The organism is Streptomyces sp. NPDC028289, assembly GCF_055565975.1.
Genome location: NZ_JBVHTI010000002.1, coordinates 510,081 through 527,439, shown reverse-complemented (window position 1 = coordinate 527,439; position 17,359 = coordinate 510,081). Strand labels below are relative to the sequence as shown.

Below are 17,359 nucleotides of genomic sequence, written 5' to 3'. Positions count from 1 at the left end.
CACAGTGCGGAATGTTGATAGCATGAACATTGATTGTTTCCGGCCAGTGTCACGGCCGTATCCATTCGTCAGGACCCGGCGTTGGCCGGCCTCAGTAGTGTTCGCGGACCACCGACGTACGGCTGACCAGCCGCCCGCCGGCGAAGACGAGCCGCTCGGGACAGGACGCGCCGAGAGCCTCCGACAGGGTCTGCGCACGCACCGCCAGAAGATCGGCGACAGCACCCTCGTGCGGTCCCGCCGCAGGCAGGCCGAGGACGGTGCGGGCGCCCGCGGTGACCGCGTACAGCGCTTCGTCCGGGGCGAGATGACCGGCCGTGACCAGCAGGGACGCCGTCTCCAGAGGATCCGCCCGGCCCACGGGGTTGAACGGGTCCCTGATGTTGTCACCACCGGCCGCGACCCTCACGCCCGCGTCCAGCAGCGCGCGTACGGCGGTGAGCCCGCGCGGGGTGGACGACGGGCGGCCGCGGCCCTGGAGGTAGAGGTTCGTCAGCGGGAGGGCGACCACGCCGATCCCGGCAGCCGCGACCTCCTTGGCCGTACGGGCCGCCTCGTCCGGCTCCACCACGCCCAGGCTGACGCAGTGACTCGCGGTGACGCCCGGGACGAAGCCACGCTCCCGCACGGCACGGGCGAGCAGGCGCAGGTCCCCCGCGCCCGGGTCGAGGGTCTCGTCCGCGTGCAGGTCGACCCCGACATGGTGCTCGGCGGCGATGCGCAGGGTGCGTTCCACGGACGCGGTCGGGTCGGCGGACAGGTGGGGGCAGCCGCCCAGCAGGTCCGCGCCGAGGTCGAGCGCCTGGTGCAGCAACTCGTCCGGGGCGTCGATGTGCAGGACGGCGATCTGGAGCCGTACCCGCCCCCGGAGCTGTCGGCGCAGCCGAAGCAGGGCGCGCAGTCCGCGAAGCGGATCACCGGTGGTGCAGCCGCCGTCGTTCGTCAGGAGATCCACGTGGGTCCTGACGGCCGTCACGCCGTTCGCACACAGCTCGTCGACGGCCCGCCCGGCGCGCTGGAACACGTCCTCCTCGGTGACCCGCGCGGCGTACGCGCGCCAGGCGGTGACGGCCGAGGGCAGGTCTCCGGGCAGGGCACCCGCCAGGTCCCAGGTCAGGGCCTTGTCCAGGTGGGCATGCGGTTCCGCGGGGGCGGGCAGGAGCAGATACCCGGTCAGATCGAGTTCCTGGGGGCCGGGGGGAAGCAGGCCGGGTGGGGCCACCCGGGCGACGAGACCGCTGTCCGGGTCGAGCAGGAGGTCACGGACGTCTCCGTCGGGCAGCCGCGCGCCGCGCAGCAGCAGAGGCGGCATGTCAGCGGTCCGTTCCGTGCGGCGCGGTGAGCACCGCGAAACCGTCGAAGTCATGACGGCGTACAGGGACGCCGAACATGTCGGTGGAGGCGTACGGGCGGGTCCGGCCGTCCCGTACGGCCGCGAACGCCTCGGCGACCCGGCCCACGAAGTCCGCCGACTCCCGGTGCCGCAGGTTGTGGCCGAGCAGCGCGGTGGTGACCGGCAACTCCGCGAGGCGGCGCGTCGAGTCGGCGAAGGCGGCCACGTCGGCGCCCGGCACATGGGCGAAGAAGGTACCGCTGATCAGCGTGTCCCCGGCCAGCAGCAGCCCGGTCTCCGGCTCCCAGAGGCAGATGCCGTCCGGGGAGTGCCCGGGGGTGTGGAGGACCTGTAGGCGCCGACCGCCCAGGTCGAGGACGTCTCCTTCGCGCAGCAGGCGGGTCGGGCGTACGGCCTCGATGCGCCAGTCGGCCAGGTCGGGGACCGGCCGTACCTCGACGCGGGAGTCCGTCAGGAAGAAACCGCCGGTGTCCAGGGCGTGGAACTCCGCGTACCGCTTGCGCAGGTCGTGCGCGAGGTGCGCGTACGCCTCCAGCCACTCGTGCGGAGCCGGAGCCGTGTGCAGGGCGGCTCCGTCGGCGTGCACGGCGATGTCCTCGGCGTGCGCGGCCAGGGAGGCGTTGCCGCCGCGGTGGTCGAAGTGATGGTGCGAGTTGACGACCAGCATCGGCAGCCCGGTCAGCCGCCGCACCTGCTCGCCGATGTCGGCGATGCCCATGCCCGTGTCGTAGAGCAGGGCCGTCTCGTCGCCGAGCAGAAGGTAGCTGTTGACGTGGCCGGGCTCGCCGATCACGAAGGCGCCCGGGCCGGTCTCGGCGACCCGGAACCAGTCGGGGCCGCTCACGCGGCACCGAGCGCGTGGTAGCGGCGGTCGTGGTGCACGAGTGCGGTCGGTTGGCCGGTTCCGGTCACCACGTCCTCGACGGCCGCGACGATCAGGTGGTGGTCCCCGGCCGGGAGGTCGCGTACGACGCGGCACAGCACCGCGTACGAGCTGTGCGCGAGCAGCAGCGGCAGCCCGCCGCGCGCCTCGGCCGACCACTCCAGGTCCGCGAACCGGTCGGCGGTGCGGTCGGCGAAGCGCCGGGAGACATGCTCGCCGCCGGAGTGCAGGATGTTCAGCGCGAACCGGCCGCCGGCGAGCAGCGTGGGCAGCGAACGGCCGCCGCGGCCCACCCCGATGGCCAGCAGTTGCGGTTCGCGGCTCAGACTCATCACCGCGGTGCTGGTGAAGCCGACCGGGCGCCCCTCGGAGGTCAGGGCGGTGACGACACAGACGCCCCCGGCCAGGGCGGACATGGCGTCGAGGAAGGCGGAGTCCGGCGGGCAGGCGACAGAACGGTCGGAGGTGGCCGCGGCCATGGAGGGCTCCCTGGGGACTGGGCGGGACGAGGAGGCACGTACGACCCGTGCGACTCGATGGACTCGACGACATCTAGAATGTTCGTGTCATCAACATTGAGCGTAGAGCCTCGGTGTTTCACCGGCGTAAAACCTCGCCCTGGCCGCTTCCGGGACCTCAACGGCCCGCCGACCTCGCCCCTTAGGATTCCTGCCATGCCCGCCCAACCCGCCCACAGCACGTCGCCCGCCGCCGGGGACACGGACGCACCTCTGCGCGCCGAACTCGGCAGCGCGATCCGCAAGTTGCGCAAGGAGCGGGGCCTGACCCTCGTCCAACTGGCCGAGCGCGCCGCGCTCTCCCACCCGTTCCTCAGCCAGCTGGAGCGGGGGCTGACCCGCCCGAGCATGTCATCCCTGCACCGCATCGCCCGCGCCCTCGGTACCACCCAGCAGGCACTCATGACCGTGGCGGCGGTGCCGCATCCCGGCACCTCGGCCGACTCCGTTCACCTGGTGCGCTCGGGCGAGGGGCTGCCCGTGGCCAACCGCGGCGGCGGAACGGCGCGCATGCTCGGGGCCCCCGCCTACTCCGTCCACCCCGTGGAGTACACCGGGGTCGGAGAGCGGTTCGACGAGTACTTCGACCACCCGGGTGACGAGTTCGTCTACGTCGTGGCCGGCGAGATCGAGATCGACCTGCAGACCGCGGACGGGCCCCGCCTCCACGTGCTCGGGCCGGGAGACAGCATCTACTACCGCGGAGGGACTCCCCACCGTTGGCGCGCCGTCGGCGACGGTTCACGGGTACGGCTCCTCACCGTCCAGAACGCGACGGGCGAAGCCGACCGCCATCCCTGACGCAGACATGGCCGGACGCGTTCACAGGCGTCCGGCCGCAGGGCATCCGGCTGAGGGAAGCGGACGCCCGCGTCGTCTCGGTTCGGCTCGCCTCAGCGGGGCGTGGAGGGTTCCGTGCGCAGGAACTCCGCGAGGCCGCGGGTAGCCGTGTTGTGGTCTGTCGCGGCGAACAGCGGGTCCAGGTGGTTCATGCCGTTGTCCGACTCGTAGACGCCGTACGGCACCCGGGAGCCGGCCGCGACCTTGCGGGCGCCCTCCAGGACCGTGCCCTTGGAGTAGCTGGTCGCGAAGGCGTAGAGCGGTACGTCGATGCCGGCGCCGTGGTGCAACCGCAGGTCCAGGGAGCGGGTGAGGTCGGTGTCGGCGTAGACGTCGGTGACGTCGAGGTCCACGGAGAGCCGGGCGGGCCAGTACCACTCCCAGACACCGGGCACCGGACCGGCGTACGCCTCGGCGACGCGCGAGAGGGGCGTGATCCCGTCATCGACCCACCCCCGTACGCCATCGCTGTCCGTGCTCTCGGCGAAGTGGCCGGAGTGGACGGTGATGTCGTTGGGCCAGCCGAACCCGGCGTCGACGAGCAGGCCGAGCAGGGCCGCGTTGCTCACCGGGAACGAGGGCCGCAGCGCGTCCGGCAGCCGGGGCTGGAGCACGGAACGGCCGCCCGGGTCCTTGCGGGCGTACCACCCGGCGAGTTGGTACCAGATCTGGGTGCTCTCGGCCCGGCTGCCCAGCCCGACCCCGCTCAGGGTCATGTCGAACACGGCCCCGCTCTTGATCGCCGCGAGCCGCTGCCGGACCTCCTCCGGCGAGTCCTGCACGGGCGTACCGGTCCCGTCGAACGCCCCGAGCACCCCGCCGTCGATCACGGCGAGTCCGGCCAGGTCCCGGAACCCGGGGCTCCCCGCGAAGTCCCAGGCGGCGTACGCCAGTGCGGTGGTCGCACCCCAGGAGTGCCCACCGAGCACCACCCGCCGGGTACCGCCGGCCCGGGCGGCCAGCACGACCGTGCGCAGGTCGCGCAGGGTGAGCGAGAGCCCCCACCCGGCGGCGAAGGCGGAGGCCGCCGGGTCCTGGGATCGGTAGTGACCGTCGAGGTAGTAGGCGGCGGAGTCGGAGCCGCCGAACCCGGCCCGATCGGCCAGGTTCTCCTCCCGACGGTCGAACGCCCACACCTGCACCCCGGGCACGGACGCGACCAGATCCCTCGCCATCAGCCGGAAGTCATTGGCGGCCCCGAACATCCCCGGCACCAGGACCAGCACGGTGGCCGCGCCCCGGGGGCCGATTCTGAGCACGTGCACACGGTCGGTGGGGGCGGGGCCGCCACCAGGGGCGACGGGTATCGCGGTGTACGACTCGGGGGCTGCCGCCCGGCCGGTGGGGGCCTGCTCGTCGGCGGACACCGCCCGCGCGGTCCCGGTGGTGCCCGCGGCCAGGGCGAGACCGCTCAGCACAGTCGCGCTCATCAGAGTCCTGCGGGACGGATTCCCTCGCGTCGGACGGTTCGTCATCTTCGGTCCTCTCCTTTGGCGTTGGGGGGTGTGAGACACCGTTGATCCCCAGCTTCTCCCGAGTCCCGTGCGGGCCGGCGCCGGGGTACCGCCGTGACGCGGCACGTTGACCCAGCCGTACGAAGGCGAGAGTGGCGGGAGTGCGGGCCGCGGGGTGTCGACGAGCCGTGGATGTCGGGGGCGGTGGGGACGGCGAGCCGGGTGATGGTCTCCTGACGGCCTGTCACCCGTTCGGCAGCCAGGGAGCCAGGGCGCTGTCGACCTCGCCCGCCACGATGCCGTCGTCGAGCCGTTCGCCGTGCAGGAAGCGCTCGAAGAACAAGGGTCCGAACATGCGGGCGACGAGATCCCTGGCGTGGTCCTGGGCGCCAGGGCGGAGTTCGCCGCGTTCGACGGCGGTGGCCAGCGCGCGGGTGAGGTCTTCGTCGGCCCGGCCGAACATCTCCTCGCGGAGGCGCCGCATACCCTCGTCCCGCTCGGCCCGCTGGATGACCGTGGCGAGGATCGACACGGCGCTTGGCTGGTTGAGGCGGTGGGCCATCTGCTCCGCCTGGGTCACCAGCTGGTCACGGACGGGGCTGTCGTCGAAGGAGAGCAGGGGGCGGATGTCGCCCGCGAGTGCACGCCCACGGTGCGGCCGGAATCGCCGACGCGGTCACGGCCGGCGTGGACGGGATCGAACACTGCACCTTCATCACCCGCTCCGGGGTGCGCCCCGATCCGCGAACCGTCGACGCCATGGCCGAGGCGGGCGTGTTCGTCGGCTGCACCGTCGTCGAACCGATCGACGGGATGCCCGCCGAGGTGCTGGCGGTGCTCGAACCCATGTGGGAGAACATGGCGGCCATGCACGCGCGAGGCGTGCGCGTCGTCTGCTGCACAGACGCCGGGGTCGGCCCGTTCAAGCCGCACGACGTCCTGCCCAGGGGCCTCGTCTACTTCGCCTCGCGGGTCGGCACCAACACCGCCGCACTCGCCTCCGTGACCTCACTGGCGGCCGACTCCTGCGGCCTGGGGCACCGCAAAGGACGGCTCGCACCCGGATACGACGCCGACCTGCTGGCCGTCGGCGCCAACCCGGCGCACGACATCACCGCGACACGGGACGTCCGGGCGGTGTACCGGGCGGGCCGTCGAGCGGACCGGTCGCAACCGGCCACCTGAACTGAACGGGCGGCGGGCCCACCCGGACCGCAGGACGCGCCGTAGGGCCGCCGCTCGACACAGACCGACCTGCGCATCCCTTACGGCTGCCCCCTGTCGGTGTGCGCAGACCTTGCAGCCATGCCGATTCTCCTGCAACGGATCAAGCCGTCTGAACACCGGTTACATGACCTGCACGTTCCTCAGCAGCAGTGCCGGATCATGGCAGCTCGGCCGGGGTGCCGTCCGCACCCTCATCGCCCTCGCCACGTGTCTGGTCCGCATCCGCTGGACAGGCTCAACGTGCGCGGTGGGCCGTCGCACCGGGACATCTCTTCAGTGCTACCGGCGCGCGCATCATGGCCACCTTGATCAACGGGCTGCGCACGCGCGACGCACAGTGGGGCGGCAGGGGCAGGACAAGGCGGGCCGAGACGGAGGGCCTGGGGAACGCACCAGCCAACTCCCTCATGCCCGACGAAGCGGACCACTCCTGCCAACCCAACTGCTACGCCGAGCCAGGAGGCGCCGCATCTGTCGGCAAGGTCCGTACCGCCCGGGCGACGTCCACGCGGAGGTCGTCGAGGCTGTAGTCGGGGCCGAGAACCATGCGCCGCAGCTGGGGCATGGCGATGCTCCAGCCGGCCAGGGCGAGGGTGAAGAACACGCGGGTACGCGCGTCGCCGCCCGGACCGGCGGACTCGGCGGCGTCGATCTTGTCCTGGTAGTGGCGGGTGCGGGCCTCTTCCGCCGGGACGGGCTGCTCGCCGATCTCCAGGGCCTCCCACATCACCAGTCGCAGCGCCTCCGGGTGAGCGCGGTGGTAGTCGAAGAGGCGCTCGGCATAGCCGGGCAGGTCGTCGCTCGGCGGGACGGCCTCGGCAAGGTCGGCCAGCACGCGTTCGAGGACGACGGCGAAGAGCTTGTTCTTGTCCCCGAAGTAGTCATAGATCGCACGCTTGTTGGCCTTGGCCCCGGCGGCGATACGGTCCACCCGGGCACCGGCGACCCCATACGCGGCGAACTCCGCCGTCGCCGCCGCGAGGATGCGTTCTTTGGTCGCCGTGGAGTCGTATGCCATGCATCAAGGGTAACGAACTGGTTCGTTTGACGAATCCAAGGCCGACATGTCAGCCTCGTAATCGAACCATCCAGTTCGTTCGGTTGGGAGGAACGATGTCTCGCAAGCTGCCCCTGCTGATGGCGCTGGCCTGTGGTGTCGGCGTCGCGAACGTCTACTTCCCCCAGGCCCTCACCCCGCTCATCGCCGACGGACTGGGGGTCGCCCCGGCCACTGCGGCGATCGTCGCGACGGTGACCCAGCTCGGCTACGCCGTCGGCATCTTCCTGCTGGTGCCGCTCGGCGACCGCCTCCCCCGCCGCCCGCTGGTCACCGGACTGCTCGCCACGACCGGCCTCGCCCTCCTGGTCGCCGGTCTAGCCCCGGCCACCGGCCCGCTTCTCGCGGCCGGCACCGTGGTGGGCATCGCGACCGTGGTCCCGCAACTCCTGCTGCCCATGGCGGCCGGTCTGGTTGAGCCCGATCGACGGGGCAGTGTGATCGGCACCCTGCAGGCCGGCCTCATCGGCGGCATCCTGCTGGCCCGCACCTTCGGCGGCGTATTGGGCGAGCACCTGGGCTGGCGCGCTCCGTACCTCGTCGCCGCCGTGCTGAACGGGCTGCTCGCCGTCGTCCTCGGCCTCGCCCTGCCCAACGACGTCCCGGCCGTGCACGATCGCTATCCGACCCTGCTCGCCGACACTCTGCGGATGCTGCGCACCGAGAAGGAGCTGCAGCGCTCCGTGCTCTTCCAGTTCACCGTCTTCGGCGGGTTCAGCGCCGCCTGGACCGCCCTGGCCCTCCTGGTGACCGGCCCCCGGTACGGCATGGGGACACAGGCGGTGGGCCTGCTGGCCCTGATCGGGGCGGGCAGCATGTTCTGCGCGCCCGCGGCCGGGCGCTGGGTGGACCGGCTCGGTGCCGACCGGGTGAACCTGTGGTGCATCCTGGGCGCCCTCGCCGCGGCGGCGGTGCTCACCGGAGGCTCACTGGGCGGAGCGGCGGGACTCGTGGCCCTGGCCGCCGGACTGCTCCTGCTGGACGTGGCGGTGCAGTGCGGCCAGGTCGCCAACCAGGCCCGCATCTTCGCCCTGCGGCCAGAGGCCCGCAGCCGTCTGAACACCGGCTACATGACCTGCACGTTCCTCGGCGGCAGTGCCGGATCATGGCTCGGCACCCGTGCCTACGTCCAGTTCGGCTGGGGTGCCGTCTGCGGCCTCATCGCCCTCGCCGCACTCCTCGCCCTCGCCGCGTATCTGGTCGGCCGTCCCGGTCGGCAGGACGACCGGGACGCCCAGCCCCAGCCGATCGGCACAGCGCGGTGAACACCCTTGCTGCCGGGTTCCCTTCTGCGGGACCTACGCAGAAGGGAACCGGCCAGGTCACGCGTTGAAGCGGTACGAGCCCGCATGCGCCCGGTAGACCTTGTAGGGCGCGCCGCCCGAGGTGTTGTCACGGACGAAGGCGGCACCCCGGGGCGCGCTGACGGGCTTGCCCTGTGTGGGCACCCAGATCTCGGCCTCGGTGTTGTACGGGACGGTCACCGCGAGGTCGATCCGGCCGTCCGGGCGGCGTCCCCACTCCGAGGACACCGTGCCGCGCACGGTGTCGATCGAGGCACTGACGTGGTCGAGGGTCGCGGGAGACAGGTCGGTGTCGTCGGTGTTCTTCGGAACCCGGCTGTTGACCGGGGTCGAGGGGATGTACGGGCGGATCCGCAGCGTCCGGTAGGCGGTCGAGGTGGGCTTGATGCCGGCCAGGCTCTGGTAGAACCAGGTGGCCACGTTGGAGCGGTAGTGGTGGTCGACCGAGAGCCGGTCGGTCCACTGTTCCCACAGCGAGGTGGCGCCCTTGGCGATCTGGTAGACGTAGCCGGGGATGCCGGTCTGGGTGACCGCCTTCAACGCCACGTCCGTGTAGCCGTATTCGCTCAGGATGTTGAACTCGTAGCGCGAGCCGTACATGTCGTTCTGGAGATGGTGGTCCGCTGCCACGATGCGGTCGGCGAGGAGCTTCGCGAGGGCCTTGTTGTTCTCGGCGAGCGACTTGGTGCCGGACAGGTGGCGGGGGTCGTCGGTGTCCAGGTCGGAGCCGGGAACCAGGTCGAAGGCGATGGCCAGGGCGTTCTCGCTGGAGACACTGCCCTGGGTGAAGTGGCCCTGTGCCGTGTCCCAGTAGTTGGCGATGAACGCCTTGCGGAGCGTGTGCGCCAACTGGGCGTAGTGGGCTGCGCGTTCGGTGCGGCCGAGCCTGCGGCCCACCTCGTCCATGTAGTCGCAGAAGTGGATGTAGAAGGCGAGGCTGATGACGGCGTTGCTGCCGGGGCTCTCCGTACCGGAGTAGGCCCCGAGCGAGGCCTCGAACTTGTAGTCGTTCTCGGCGGTGAACAGCGTCTCGTAGTACGTCAGGAGCGTGTCCTGGTGGTCGTAGAGCTCGGCGAAGAGGCTGCTGTTGCCGTAGTACGTGTACAGCTCCCACGGGATGACGAAGTACGCCGAGTCCCAGGCCGGTACCGCCTTCCACGTGGCGTTCCAGCCGGGGGTGCGGTCGTAGCCGTAGCCGCCCTTGGCGATGGGGACGAACATGGGCAGCTGGCCGGTGGAGATCTGGTTGTCGGGGAAGTGGCGCAGGTAGTTGGTGAGGACGGCGTTGACGTCCCAGGTGAGGGACTCGGACTCGGAGCTGGCCATGGCGTCGCCGGTCCAGCCGTTCTTCTCGCGTGACGGGGTGTCGGTGGGCTTCTGGACGAGGTTGTTCTGCTCGGCCCACTCCAGGTTGTGCTGAAGGCGGTTGAGCAGGGCGTTGTCGGTGGTGAAGGTGCCGGTGCGGGCGAAACCGGTGCGCGCGACGCCTACGGTCAGCAGGTCCGCGTCCCGCTTCAGGTCGGGGGCCCGTCCCAGGACCGCCTCCAGGTTCATCACTTCCAGGTAGCGGAAGCCGAAGTGGCTGAACTGCTGCTCCCAGGTCTGCGTCGGTCGCTTGCCGAGGGTGTAGTAGTGCGTCTGGAGGTTGGCGTCGTGCTGGAAGTTCTCCTCCTCGACGGACAGCGGGGAGGCGGCCGTGCCGTCGCCCGCGCTGATCCGGTTGCCGCCGCGCATCCGCAGGGTGAGGCCCTCCTTGTCCTGGCGTATGCCGGTGAGCCGGAGGCGGACGAGGCCGGTGAGGATCTGACCGTAGTCCAAGACCCAGGTCCCCGATCCGGGGGCCGTCTCGGTGAGGGAGACCGGGCGCAGCGTCTGGCCGACCAGCACCGGCTCCGCCTCGTGCGCCCTCATGACGGCGGATCTGAAGCCGTCGGGAATCGTCGTGGCGGGCAGCGCGCCGTGGTACTTCGGTGAGGGGCCCGAGCAACTGCCCGGCGGGATCAGCACGGTGGCCGGGCGCCACTCGCGACCGGCGCGGTAGCCGACCGAGCGCCACTCCCCCAGTTCCTCCGCACGCCGGGCGTCATACTTCTCGCCCGAGTAGACGGAGTCGAACGTCGTGGGCCCGTCCGCGCCGAGCCAGTCCTTGTCCGTGATCAGCGTGGTGGCGGAACCGTCGGTGTAGGTCACGACGAGCTTCGCGCGCAGGCGCGGCTGGCCGGCGTAGGGCGCGAGCTGCCAGTACCACTCCTGGGGCGTCGTCAGGCCGTACCAGCCGCGCCCGAGTTCCGCGGCTACGACGTTCTCCCGTCCGGCGTGGAGCAGTTCGGTCACGTCGAAGGTGTCGTAGAGGACCGTGCGGTCGTAGGTGCTCTGGTCGGTGAGCAGTCTGGGCACGTTGGTCCGGCCCGTGGTCGCCCGCTCGCCGTCGACGGTGATCGGGTCGCCGTTGACGGTGAACGTGACGTTGCCTGCCGCACTCAGGTGCAGCCGGGCCTTGGCTATGCGGCGGCCTTTGGGAAGGGCGAACGCTCGGCGCAGAACGGGTGCCGGGTTGGCGATGGGCAGCACGCTGTTCTTGGACGGGATGAACGGGTTCTTCGGGGGGAAGGTGAGGCCGGCGAGAGTGCCGATGCCGTTCTCGAACGGGTTCGCGCCCGTGGTGAGGTCGACGGAGAAGTCGGAGGCTCCGGTGCCGGTCACCTTGACGCTGCGGACGGTGGCGCTGGTGCCGCCGGCGAAGCCGAAACTGCCGTGACGGCGGATCTGGTCGCCGGTGAGGGTGCGGCTGTCGACCTCGACGCCGTTCACGGTGGTGGTCACGGTGAGGCCGGTCACGGCGACCACCACCGTGTGGTCACGCGTGGCCCAGGTGTCCTTGGTCAGTCCGGTGGAGGCGGGGAGGGTGACCGTGCCGACCGGGACGCTGCGGGTGCCCGCGGTGGTGGGGTTGGTCTCGCTCTGCGGGTCGTAGTGGTCCACGCCCCAGTCCGGCTCCGAAGTGCCGTCGTCCACCCAGGTGTTGCCGGCGTAGTGGCTGGTCCTCATGACCAGCTGCATGTCGTCGCCGCTCTGCCGGACGGTCCAGTTGAGGCCCTCGCCCCAGGTCTTGCCGACGGGTTCGGCGCGCAGGAGCAGGGCCAGCCCGCCGGCGGTGTCGGGGCCGCCGCGGAAGACGACGGTTCCGGTCAGGTCCTTCCAGTCGTGGTCCCGTGTCTCGCGTCCGCCGATCCACCGCGCACCCGACCAGTCCTTCTCGCCCCTCAGCAGGCCGGTCTCCCACGTCGCCGGCTCACTCCACGGGCCGGTGGCTCCCGTCTCGTCCCAGGCCCGCACCCGCCAGAAGTAGGCTCGCCCAGAGTCCAGCGGCTCGCCCTGGTAGGCCACCTCGATGCTGTTCGAACTCGCCACCTTGCCGCTGCGCCAGACGTCGGCCCTGCCCGGCCCGGTACCGACCTGGATCTCGTACGCCGTCTGTCCGGCCACCGGAGGCAGCCAGCTGAACGCCGGTGGGGTCTCCGTTCCCACGGGGGCGACCCGCGAGTTGACCTGCAAGTCCGCCGGTGCGGCACGGTGCCCGCGCGCTGCAGCCGTGCCCGCCCCCTCGGCGTTGGGCGCGGCGGCGAGCGGGAGCGAGGCCCCGGCCGCCGCGGCCGTCATGATGCCGAGCATGTGTCGGCGGCTCAGCGCACGTCTGTTCTCCTCGGTCACGGCTCAGATTCCCTTCGTAGGCACAGCGCCGGAAACAGGGGTGTCCCTCCCCCTCAAGGCATTGAAACGTTTCAATACCTTCCACGCGGAAAGCTTACGAACAGGTTCGGACAAAACACAATGGTCTGGAGCGACGGCTCGCGGCGCGGAAGCCGGTCAGTGCGTCCGCCCGGCCAGGTCGGCCTTGGACGCCCACGCAGTCTCCACCGCGTCCGCGAGGGCCTCCCCCTTGGCGAAGCCGTAGTACGCGGCGAACTGCAGCACGATCTCGTCCATCTCCTCCTTGCCGAGGTCTCCGGAGTGGAGCGCGGCCCTGACATGCGTCTGGAGGGGGACGGGCGAGTCGTCGAGGGCGACGCTGGCGACCGTGACGATCCGGCGCTCGCGCCGGGTCAGCCCGGGGCGCTGCCAGACGTGCCCGAACACGAAGTTGAGAATGCCGGCGTGCCGGTACGGCGAGTTCGGGGGCGGTGCGGGCGTGAGGTTGACGTCGATGAACTCCTCCACGCCGCGTGCGAGCCGTTCGTCCCAGGCTGCGGGACCGAGGGTGTCGTCGCCCAACTGCGGCCAGGGAGGGGTCTGTTCGCCGCGTTCGCGGTGGATGCGGTCCCACTGCCGGGCGATGGCCCCCTCCACGTGGGACGCCTTGGGCCAGCCGCAGTACACCGCGAAGTGCAGGACGAACTCCAGCATGGCCTCGAGGCCGATGTCGCCGCTCGCGAGTGCCGCGTGGACGTGGTCCTCGATGGGCTGGGGCGAGTCGGCGGCGGCCACGCACGTGAGGGTGACCCAGCGGCGGTCCCGGCGGCTCAGACCGGGGCGTGACCAGACCTCGCCGTAGAGGAAGTCCCGTGCGGCGCGGCCGAACGGGGTGGCAGCCGAGGGTGGTTCGTGGGCGGGCAGGACCTCTGCCAGGGTGCGGTCCGCCTGGGTGTCGTCCATGAGGCCTCCGTAGGTTGTGAGGTGGCCCTGGCGGGCCGGATGTGGCTCGGGAACACGGCACGCTGGGCGGAACGAGGAGGGGTGAGTGAGTCGCTGAGAGGCCGTTGCCGGAACGACGAGTCGGCGATCCAGGCCTCCTGCGGCCGGATGGCGCGCCACCTTACGCGCGGATGAAGACGTTCTTGGTCTGGAGGAACTCGTAGAGGCCCTCCTTGCCGCCTTCACGCCCGTAGCCGCTCTGCTTGTAGCCCCCGAACGGGGCACCCGGCGGCTGGCCCGAGGCGCCGTTGACGAGGACGGTGCCCGACTCGAGGTGCGGGACGATGCGCTGGACGCGGGACACGTCGTGGGTGTGTACGGCGGTGCCGAGGCCGTAGGGCGTGGAGTTGGCCAGTTCGACCGCCTCGTCCTCGGTCGAGAAGGGGATCAGGGACAGCACGGGGCCGAAGACCTCGTGCCGGCCGACCTCGCTGTGCGGGTCGACGTCGGCGAGGACCGTCGGGTCGATGAAGTAGCCGTCGCGGTTGTCCGGGGGCAGCGTGGACGGGTCGGTGGCGCGGCCGCCGGCGATGACACGGCCGTCCTTGGCGGCGCGTTCGATCATGCCGAGGACGCGTTCGTGGGCCGCCCTGCCGACGACCGGGCCGAGGGCGGTCGACTGGTCGAAGGGGTCTCCGACGCGCAGGGCGCCGGCCGCCTCAGCTGTGGCGGTGACCACCTGGTCGTACACCTCGCGGTGGACCAGCATGCGGGTGGTGAGGTTGCAGCCCTGGCCGGAGAGGGTGTAGCAGGAGCGGACGGTCTCGGCGACGGCCTCTTCGAGGTCGGCGTCGGGGAAGACGATGTCGGCTGTCTTGCCGCCGAGTTCGAGCAGGACGGGCTTGAGGGTGTGGCGGGCCGCGTCGAGGATCTTCTTCGCGGTCGGGATGCCGCCGGTGAAGGAGATCTTCGCGACGTCGGGGTGGCGGACCAGCCGCTCGCCGGCCTCCGGGCCGCCGGGCAGGACGTGCAGCACGCCCGGGGGCAGCCCGGCCTCCCGGGCGATCTCGGCGAACCGGGCCACGGTGAACGGGGCCAGGTCGGGGGACTTGACGACGACGCAGTTCCCGGCGGCGAGCGCGGGGGCGACCTTCATGCCGACCGACATGATCGGTCCGTTCCAGGTCAGGATGATCCCGATGACGCCGTACGGCTCGGGGACGGTGTAGTCGAGACCCGGCACCATGCGCGGGCTGGGCGGGATGGTGACGCCCTCCAGCTTGTCGGCCCAGCCGGCGTAGTAGCCGAACCACCCTGCGGACAGGTGGGCCAGCCCCGCCGAGGTACGGAAGGGGACGCCGAGTTCGAGGGTGTTGAGCCGGCCGAGTTCGGGCACGCGCTCCAGCATCAGCTCCTCGACGCGCTGGAGGATGCGGCGGCGCCGGTCCGGGGACATCGCCCGCCACTCGGGGAAGGCGTTCTTCGCCGAAGCGACGGCCGTGTCGACCTCCTGTGGTCCGGCGAGCAGGACGGTGCCGTTGGCGCGGGCGGTCGCGGGGTTGATGTGGTCCTGTCGGCCGGCGGACGTGGTGTCGAGCCAGGTGCCGTCGACGAGGGGGCCGGTGGTGCCGAGGTCGCGGGACAGGGATGTGGTCATGTCGGTGCCGCCTTGGGGTCGTCCGGGTGGGGCGGTGGTCAGGGCGCCGGACTCCGGTCCAGCGTCGACAGGGTGTGTGTGGTGAGGTCCGCGAGCGTCCGGGGCCGGGGGGCGCGGGCCGTGTCGGCGACGTCGAGCAGGAGGCCGACGTCCTTGCGCAGCAGCGGCAGGGCCCGGCGCAGCCCGTCGGTGTTGAAGCCGGAAGCGGCGAGGACGGCCGCGGCGCGGCTGCCGCCGGTGCCGTGCGCGAGCACCTGTGCGACCGCGGCGCGGTCCATGCCGAGCCCGTCGGCGAGGGAGAAGGTGTCCAGCGCCAGGCCGACCTGGGCGGTGAACACGAAGTTGTTGAGCAGCTTGGCGAGTTGGCCGCTGCCCAGCGGTCCGAGGTGGATGACCGGGTCGGCGAAGGCGTCGAACACCGGACGGCAGCGGGCGACGTCCGCCTCCGGTCCGCCGGCCATGACCAGGAGCCTGCGTTCCGCGGCCGCTGCGCCTCCGCCGCTGACCGGAGCGTCCACCACGGCGATCTCCCGCTTGGCTGCCTCGTCGGCGACGCGTCGGCAGGTGTCGGGATGGATGGTGGAGTGGAGGACGACGACCCCGCCGGGAGCCATGCCGGTCAGTACGCCGTCGGGTCGCAGGAGGACGTCCTCGACGTCCGCGTCCGCCACGACGCACAGGCACACGATGTCGCTCGCCGCCCCCAGCTCGGCCGGTGTTGCCGCCACCGTGGCGGCCGTATCGGCGAAGGCTTCCGTGGACGTACGGCGACGCGCCCACAGCGTCAGGGGGAACGACTCCTCGGCGATACGGCGGGCCATCGGCGCGCCCTGGCTGCCCAGTCCGATGAAACCAACCCGTGTCCCGGCGCGCGTCATAGCCGGGTGACCCAGCCGCCGTCGACGCTGATGGCCTGGCCGTTGATCCACTCGCCTGCTGGGGAGGCGAGCAGCAGCAGCGTGCCGAGCAGGTCTTCGGCGGGCGCGGACTTCTTGCCCGGGATGGCGGCCGTGAGAGCGGCGCGTGCGGGGTGGTCGGCGGGGAGGCTGCGCAGGCCCGGTTCGTTCTCGACCAGGCCGGGTGCGATGGCGTTGACGTTGATGCCGAGTGGGCCGAGCGAGCGGGCGAGGCCGACGGTGATGTTGACCAGGGCGAGTTTACTGACGCCGTAGATGCCGCCGCCCATGAAGGCGCCTGCGGAGACCTGGTTGATGATGCGTCCGCCGCCTCGCTCGACCATGGAGGCCTTCACCGCGCCCGCGCAGATGACGGCGCCGAGGACGTTGACGCGCATGACGCGGTCGAACCAGTCCGTGGGCAGGTCCAGGATGTCGACCTGGGGGATCTCGGCCATCAACGCGGCGTTGTTCACCAGGATGTCGATGCCGCCGAAGGCGTCGGTGGTCTTCGCTGCCAGGTCGGCCGCGGAGTCGCGGTCGGTGATGTCGACCTGCACGCCGAGCGCGCGCAGTCCGTCGCCGGCCAGTGTCTTGGCGGCCTGCTCGGCTCCTTCGCCGTTGAGGTCCGCGAGGACGACGGCGGCGCCGGCCTCGGCGAGTGCCCGGCCGTAGACCTGGCCGATGGCGCCGGCACCGCCGGTGACGACGGCGACCTTGCCGTCCAGGCGGAGCCGGTCGAGTGTGCTGCTCATGGGGCATCCTTCGTCAGACGGGACAGATAGGCGTCGACATCGGCACCGTGCTCGCGCAGTTCGTCGGCGGCCTGCGGTGCGGTGAGGATGAGGAAGCGGTCGTGGGTGACGCCCTCAGCGACGAGTTCGCCGACCGAATCGGCGTCCAGGACCGGGAAGTCGGGGCCTCGGGGCGGTGCCGGTTCCCCGTAGAAACTGATCTGCTCGACGATGTTGGTGGCGACGCCGGCCGGGCACAGGCAGGAGACGCCGATGCCGCGCGGGCGCAGGTACAGGGCGAGCGCCTCGGACAGGCCGACGACGGCGTGCTTGGTCGCGGTGTACGGCAGGCGGTCGAATCCGTAGGGCAACAGGCCTGCCGTGGAAGCGGTGTTGACGACGTGCCCCCATCCCTGCTCCAACAACACAGGCAGGAATACGAGGTTGCTGCGGACGACGCCCAACAGGTTGACGTCCACGACGCGTTGCCACGCGTTCAGGGGAATGTCCTCGACGGGGCCGACGGCCAGGATGCCGACGTTGTTCATGACCAGGTCGATGCGGCCGAAGCGGTCGAGGGCCAGTTTCCGCACCGCCTGCAGGTCGTCGAGGCTGGTCACGTCGCACTCCGCGGCGGCGCCCCGGTCACCGAGTTCACCGGCCACGGTGTGCGCGCGCTCGCCGACGAGGTCGGTGACCACGACACGCGCGCCGCGCCGGGCGAAGGCGTGGGCGGCGGCACGGCCGATCCCGCTGCCGGCACCGGTGATCACCGCCACGGCGTTGTGCAGATCGATACTCAT

14 protein-coding genes and 1 pseudogene are annotated in these 17,359 nt (G+C 71.4%); 3 read left to right on the top strand and 12 right to left on the bottom strand.

Features of this window, described 5'->3' with window-relative positions:
• Positions 1–91 precede the first annotated feature (91 nt).
• Genes ACZ4UV_RS10280 through ACZ4UV_RS10270 form a run of 3 tightly spaced genes read right to left on the bottom strand, consistent with a single transcriptional unit; the run spans position 92 to position 2,716 of the window.
• The gene (locus ACZ4UV_RS10280; protein WP_467837300.1) at positions 92–1,312 is read right to left on the bottom strand and encodes an amidohydrolase family protein; all 1,221 of its coding nucleotides are present in this window, start codon (positions 1,310–1,312) and stop codon (positions 92–94) included.
• Between the two features lies 1 nt (position 1,313).
• Entirely contained in the window at positions 1,314–2,198 is an 885-nt protein-coding gene (locus ACZ4UV_RS10275) for an MBL fold metallo-hydrolase (RefSeq protein WP_316769261.1), read from the bottom strand.
• Positions 2,195–2,716, bottom strand: a complete 522-nt coding sequence (locus ACZ4UV_RS10270) for a flavin reductase family protein (protein WP_316769263.1) — start codon at positions 2,714–2,716, stop codon at positions 2,195–2,197. The genes ACZ4UV_RS10275 and ACZ4UV_RS10270 overlap by 4 nt, the downstream gene beginning before the upstream one ends.
• 195 nt (positions 2,717–2,911) lie before the next feature.
• Here ACZ4UV_RS10270 and ACZ4UV_RS10265 point away from each other — a divergent pair, with 195 nt between their 5' ends.
• Complete coding sequence (locus ACZ4UV_RS10265; RefSeq protein WP_316769265.1) at positions 2,912–3,556, top strand: helix-turn-helix domain-containing protein; 645 nt, start codon at positions 2,912–2,914, stop codon at positions 3,554–3,556.
• Positions 3,557–3,648: 92 nt separating this feature from the next.
• Here the strand turns inward: ACZ4UV_RS10265 and ACZ4UV_RS10260 are convergent, their stop codons facing one another.
• Both ACZ4UV_RS10260 and ACZ4UV_RS10255 read right to left on the bottom strand, forming a co-directional pair.
• Entirely contained in the window at positions 3,649–5,025 is a 1,377-nt protein-coding gene (locus tag ACZ4UV_RS10260; RefSeq protein WP_467837297.1) for an alpha/beta hydrolase, read from the bottom strand.
• Positions 5,026–5,293: 268 nt separating this feature from the next.
• A complete protein-coding gene (locus tag ACZ4UV_RS10255; protein ID WP_467837923.1) occupies positions 5,294–5,668 on the bottom strand; it encodes a TetR-like C-terminal domain-containing protein in 375 nt (124 codons plus the stop codon).
• A 17-nt stretch (positions 5,669–5,685) separates the two neighbouring features.
• On the opposite strand from ACZ4UV_RS10255, the pseudogene ACZ4UV_RS10250 reads away from it, so the two are divergent.
• A pseudogene (locus tag ACZ4UV_RS10250) lies at positions 5,686–6,234 on the top strand (amidohydrolase family protein); the annotation flags it as partial.
• 487 nt (positions 6,235–6,721) lie between these two features.
• Here the strand turns inward: ACZ4UV_RS10250 and ACZ4UV_RS10245 are convergent.
• Entirely contained in the window at positions 6,722–7,294 is a 573-nt protein-coding gene (locus ACZ4UV_RS10245) for a TetR/AcrR family transcriptional regulator (protein ID WP_467837295.1), read from the bottom strand.
• Between the two features lie 95 nt (positions 7,295–7,389).
• Here ACZ4UV_RS10245 and ACZ4UV_RS10240 point away from each other — a divergent pair, with 95 nt between their 5' ends.
• A complete protein-coding gene (locus ACZ4UV_RS10240) occupies positions 7,390–8,598 on the top strand; it encodes an MFS transporter (protein ID WP_467837293.1) in 1,209 nt (402 codons plus the stop codon).
• A gap of 57 nt (positions 8,599–8,655) precedes the next feature.
• Here ACZ4UV_RS10240 and ACZ4UV_RS10235 read toward each other — a convergent pair whose 3' ends face one another.
• From ACZ4UV_RS10235 to ACZ4UV_RS10210, 6 genes are all read right to left on the bottom strand, one after another.
• Positions 8,656–12,348, bottom strand: a complete 3,693-nt coding sequence (locus ACZ4UV_RS10235; protein ID WP_451016302.1) for a family 78 glycoside hydrolase catalytic domain — start codon at positions 12,346–12,348, stop codon at positions 8,656–8,658.
• 156 nt (positions 12,349–12,504) lie between these two features.
• On the bottom strand, positions 12,505–13,290 hold the full coding sequence (locus ACZ4UV_RS10230) for a carboxymuconolactone decarboxylase family protein (protein ID WP_390049212.1): 786 nt from the start codon (positions 13,288–13,290) through the stop codon (positions 12,505–12,507).
• A gap of 160 nt (positions 13,291–13,450) precedes the next feature.
• Positions 13,451–14,926 carry an aldehyde dehydrogenase family protein gene (locus tag ACZ4UV_RS10225; protein WP_467837290.1) on the bottom strand — a complete coding sequence of 492 codons (1,476 nt, stop codon included), beginning with the start codon at positions 14,924–14,926 and terminating at the stop codon, positions 13,451–13,453.
• A gap of 38 nt (positions 14,927–14,964) precedes the next feature.
• A complete protein-coding gene (locus tag ACZ4UV_RS10220) occupies positions 14,965–15,804 on the bottom strand; it encodes an NAD(P)-dependent oxidoreductase (RefSeq protein ID WP_451016299.1) in 840 nt (279 codons plus the stop codon).
• Complete coding sequence (locus ACZ4UV_RS10215; RefSeq protein ID WP_381250565.1) at positions 15,801–16,577, bottom strand: SDR family oxidoreductase; 777 nt, start codon at positions 16,575–16,577, stop codon at positions 15,801–15,803. Before ACZ4UV_RS10215 ends, ACZ4UV_RS10220 begins: the two co-directional genes overlap by 4 nt.
• Positions 16,574–17,359, bottom strand: a complete 786-nt coding sequence (locus tag ACZ4UV_RS10210; RefSeq protein WP_467837287.1) for an SDR family oxidoreductase — start codon at positions 17,357–17,359, stop codon at positions 16,574–16,576. Before ACZ4UV_RS10210 ends, ACZ4UV_RS10215 begins: the two co-directional genes overlap by 4 nt.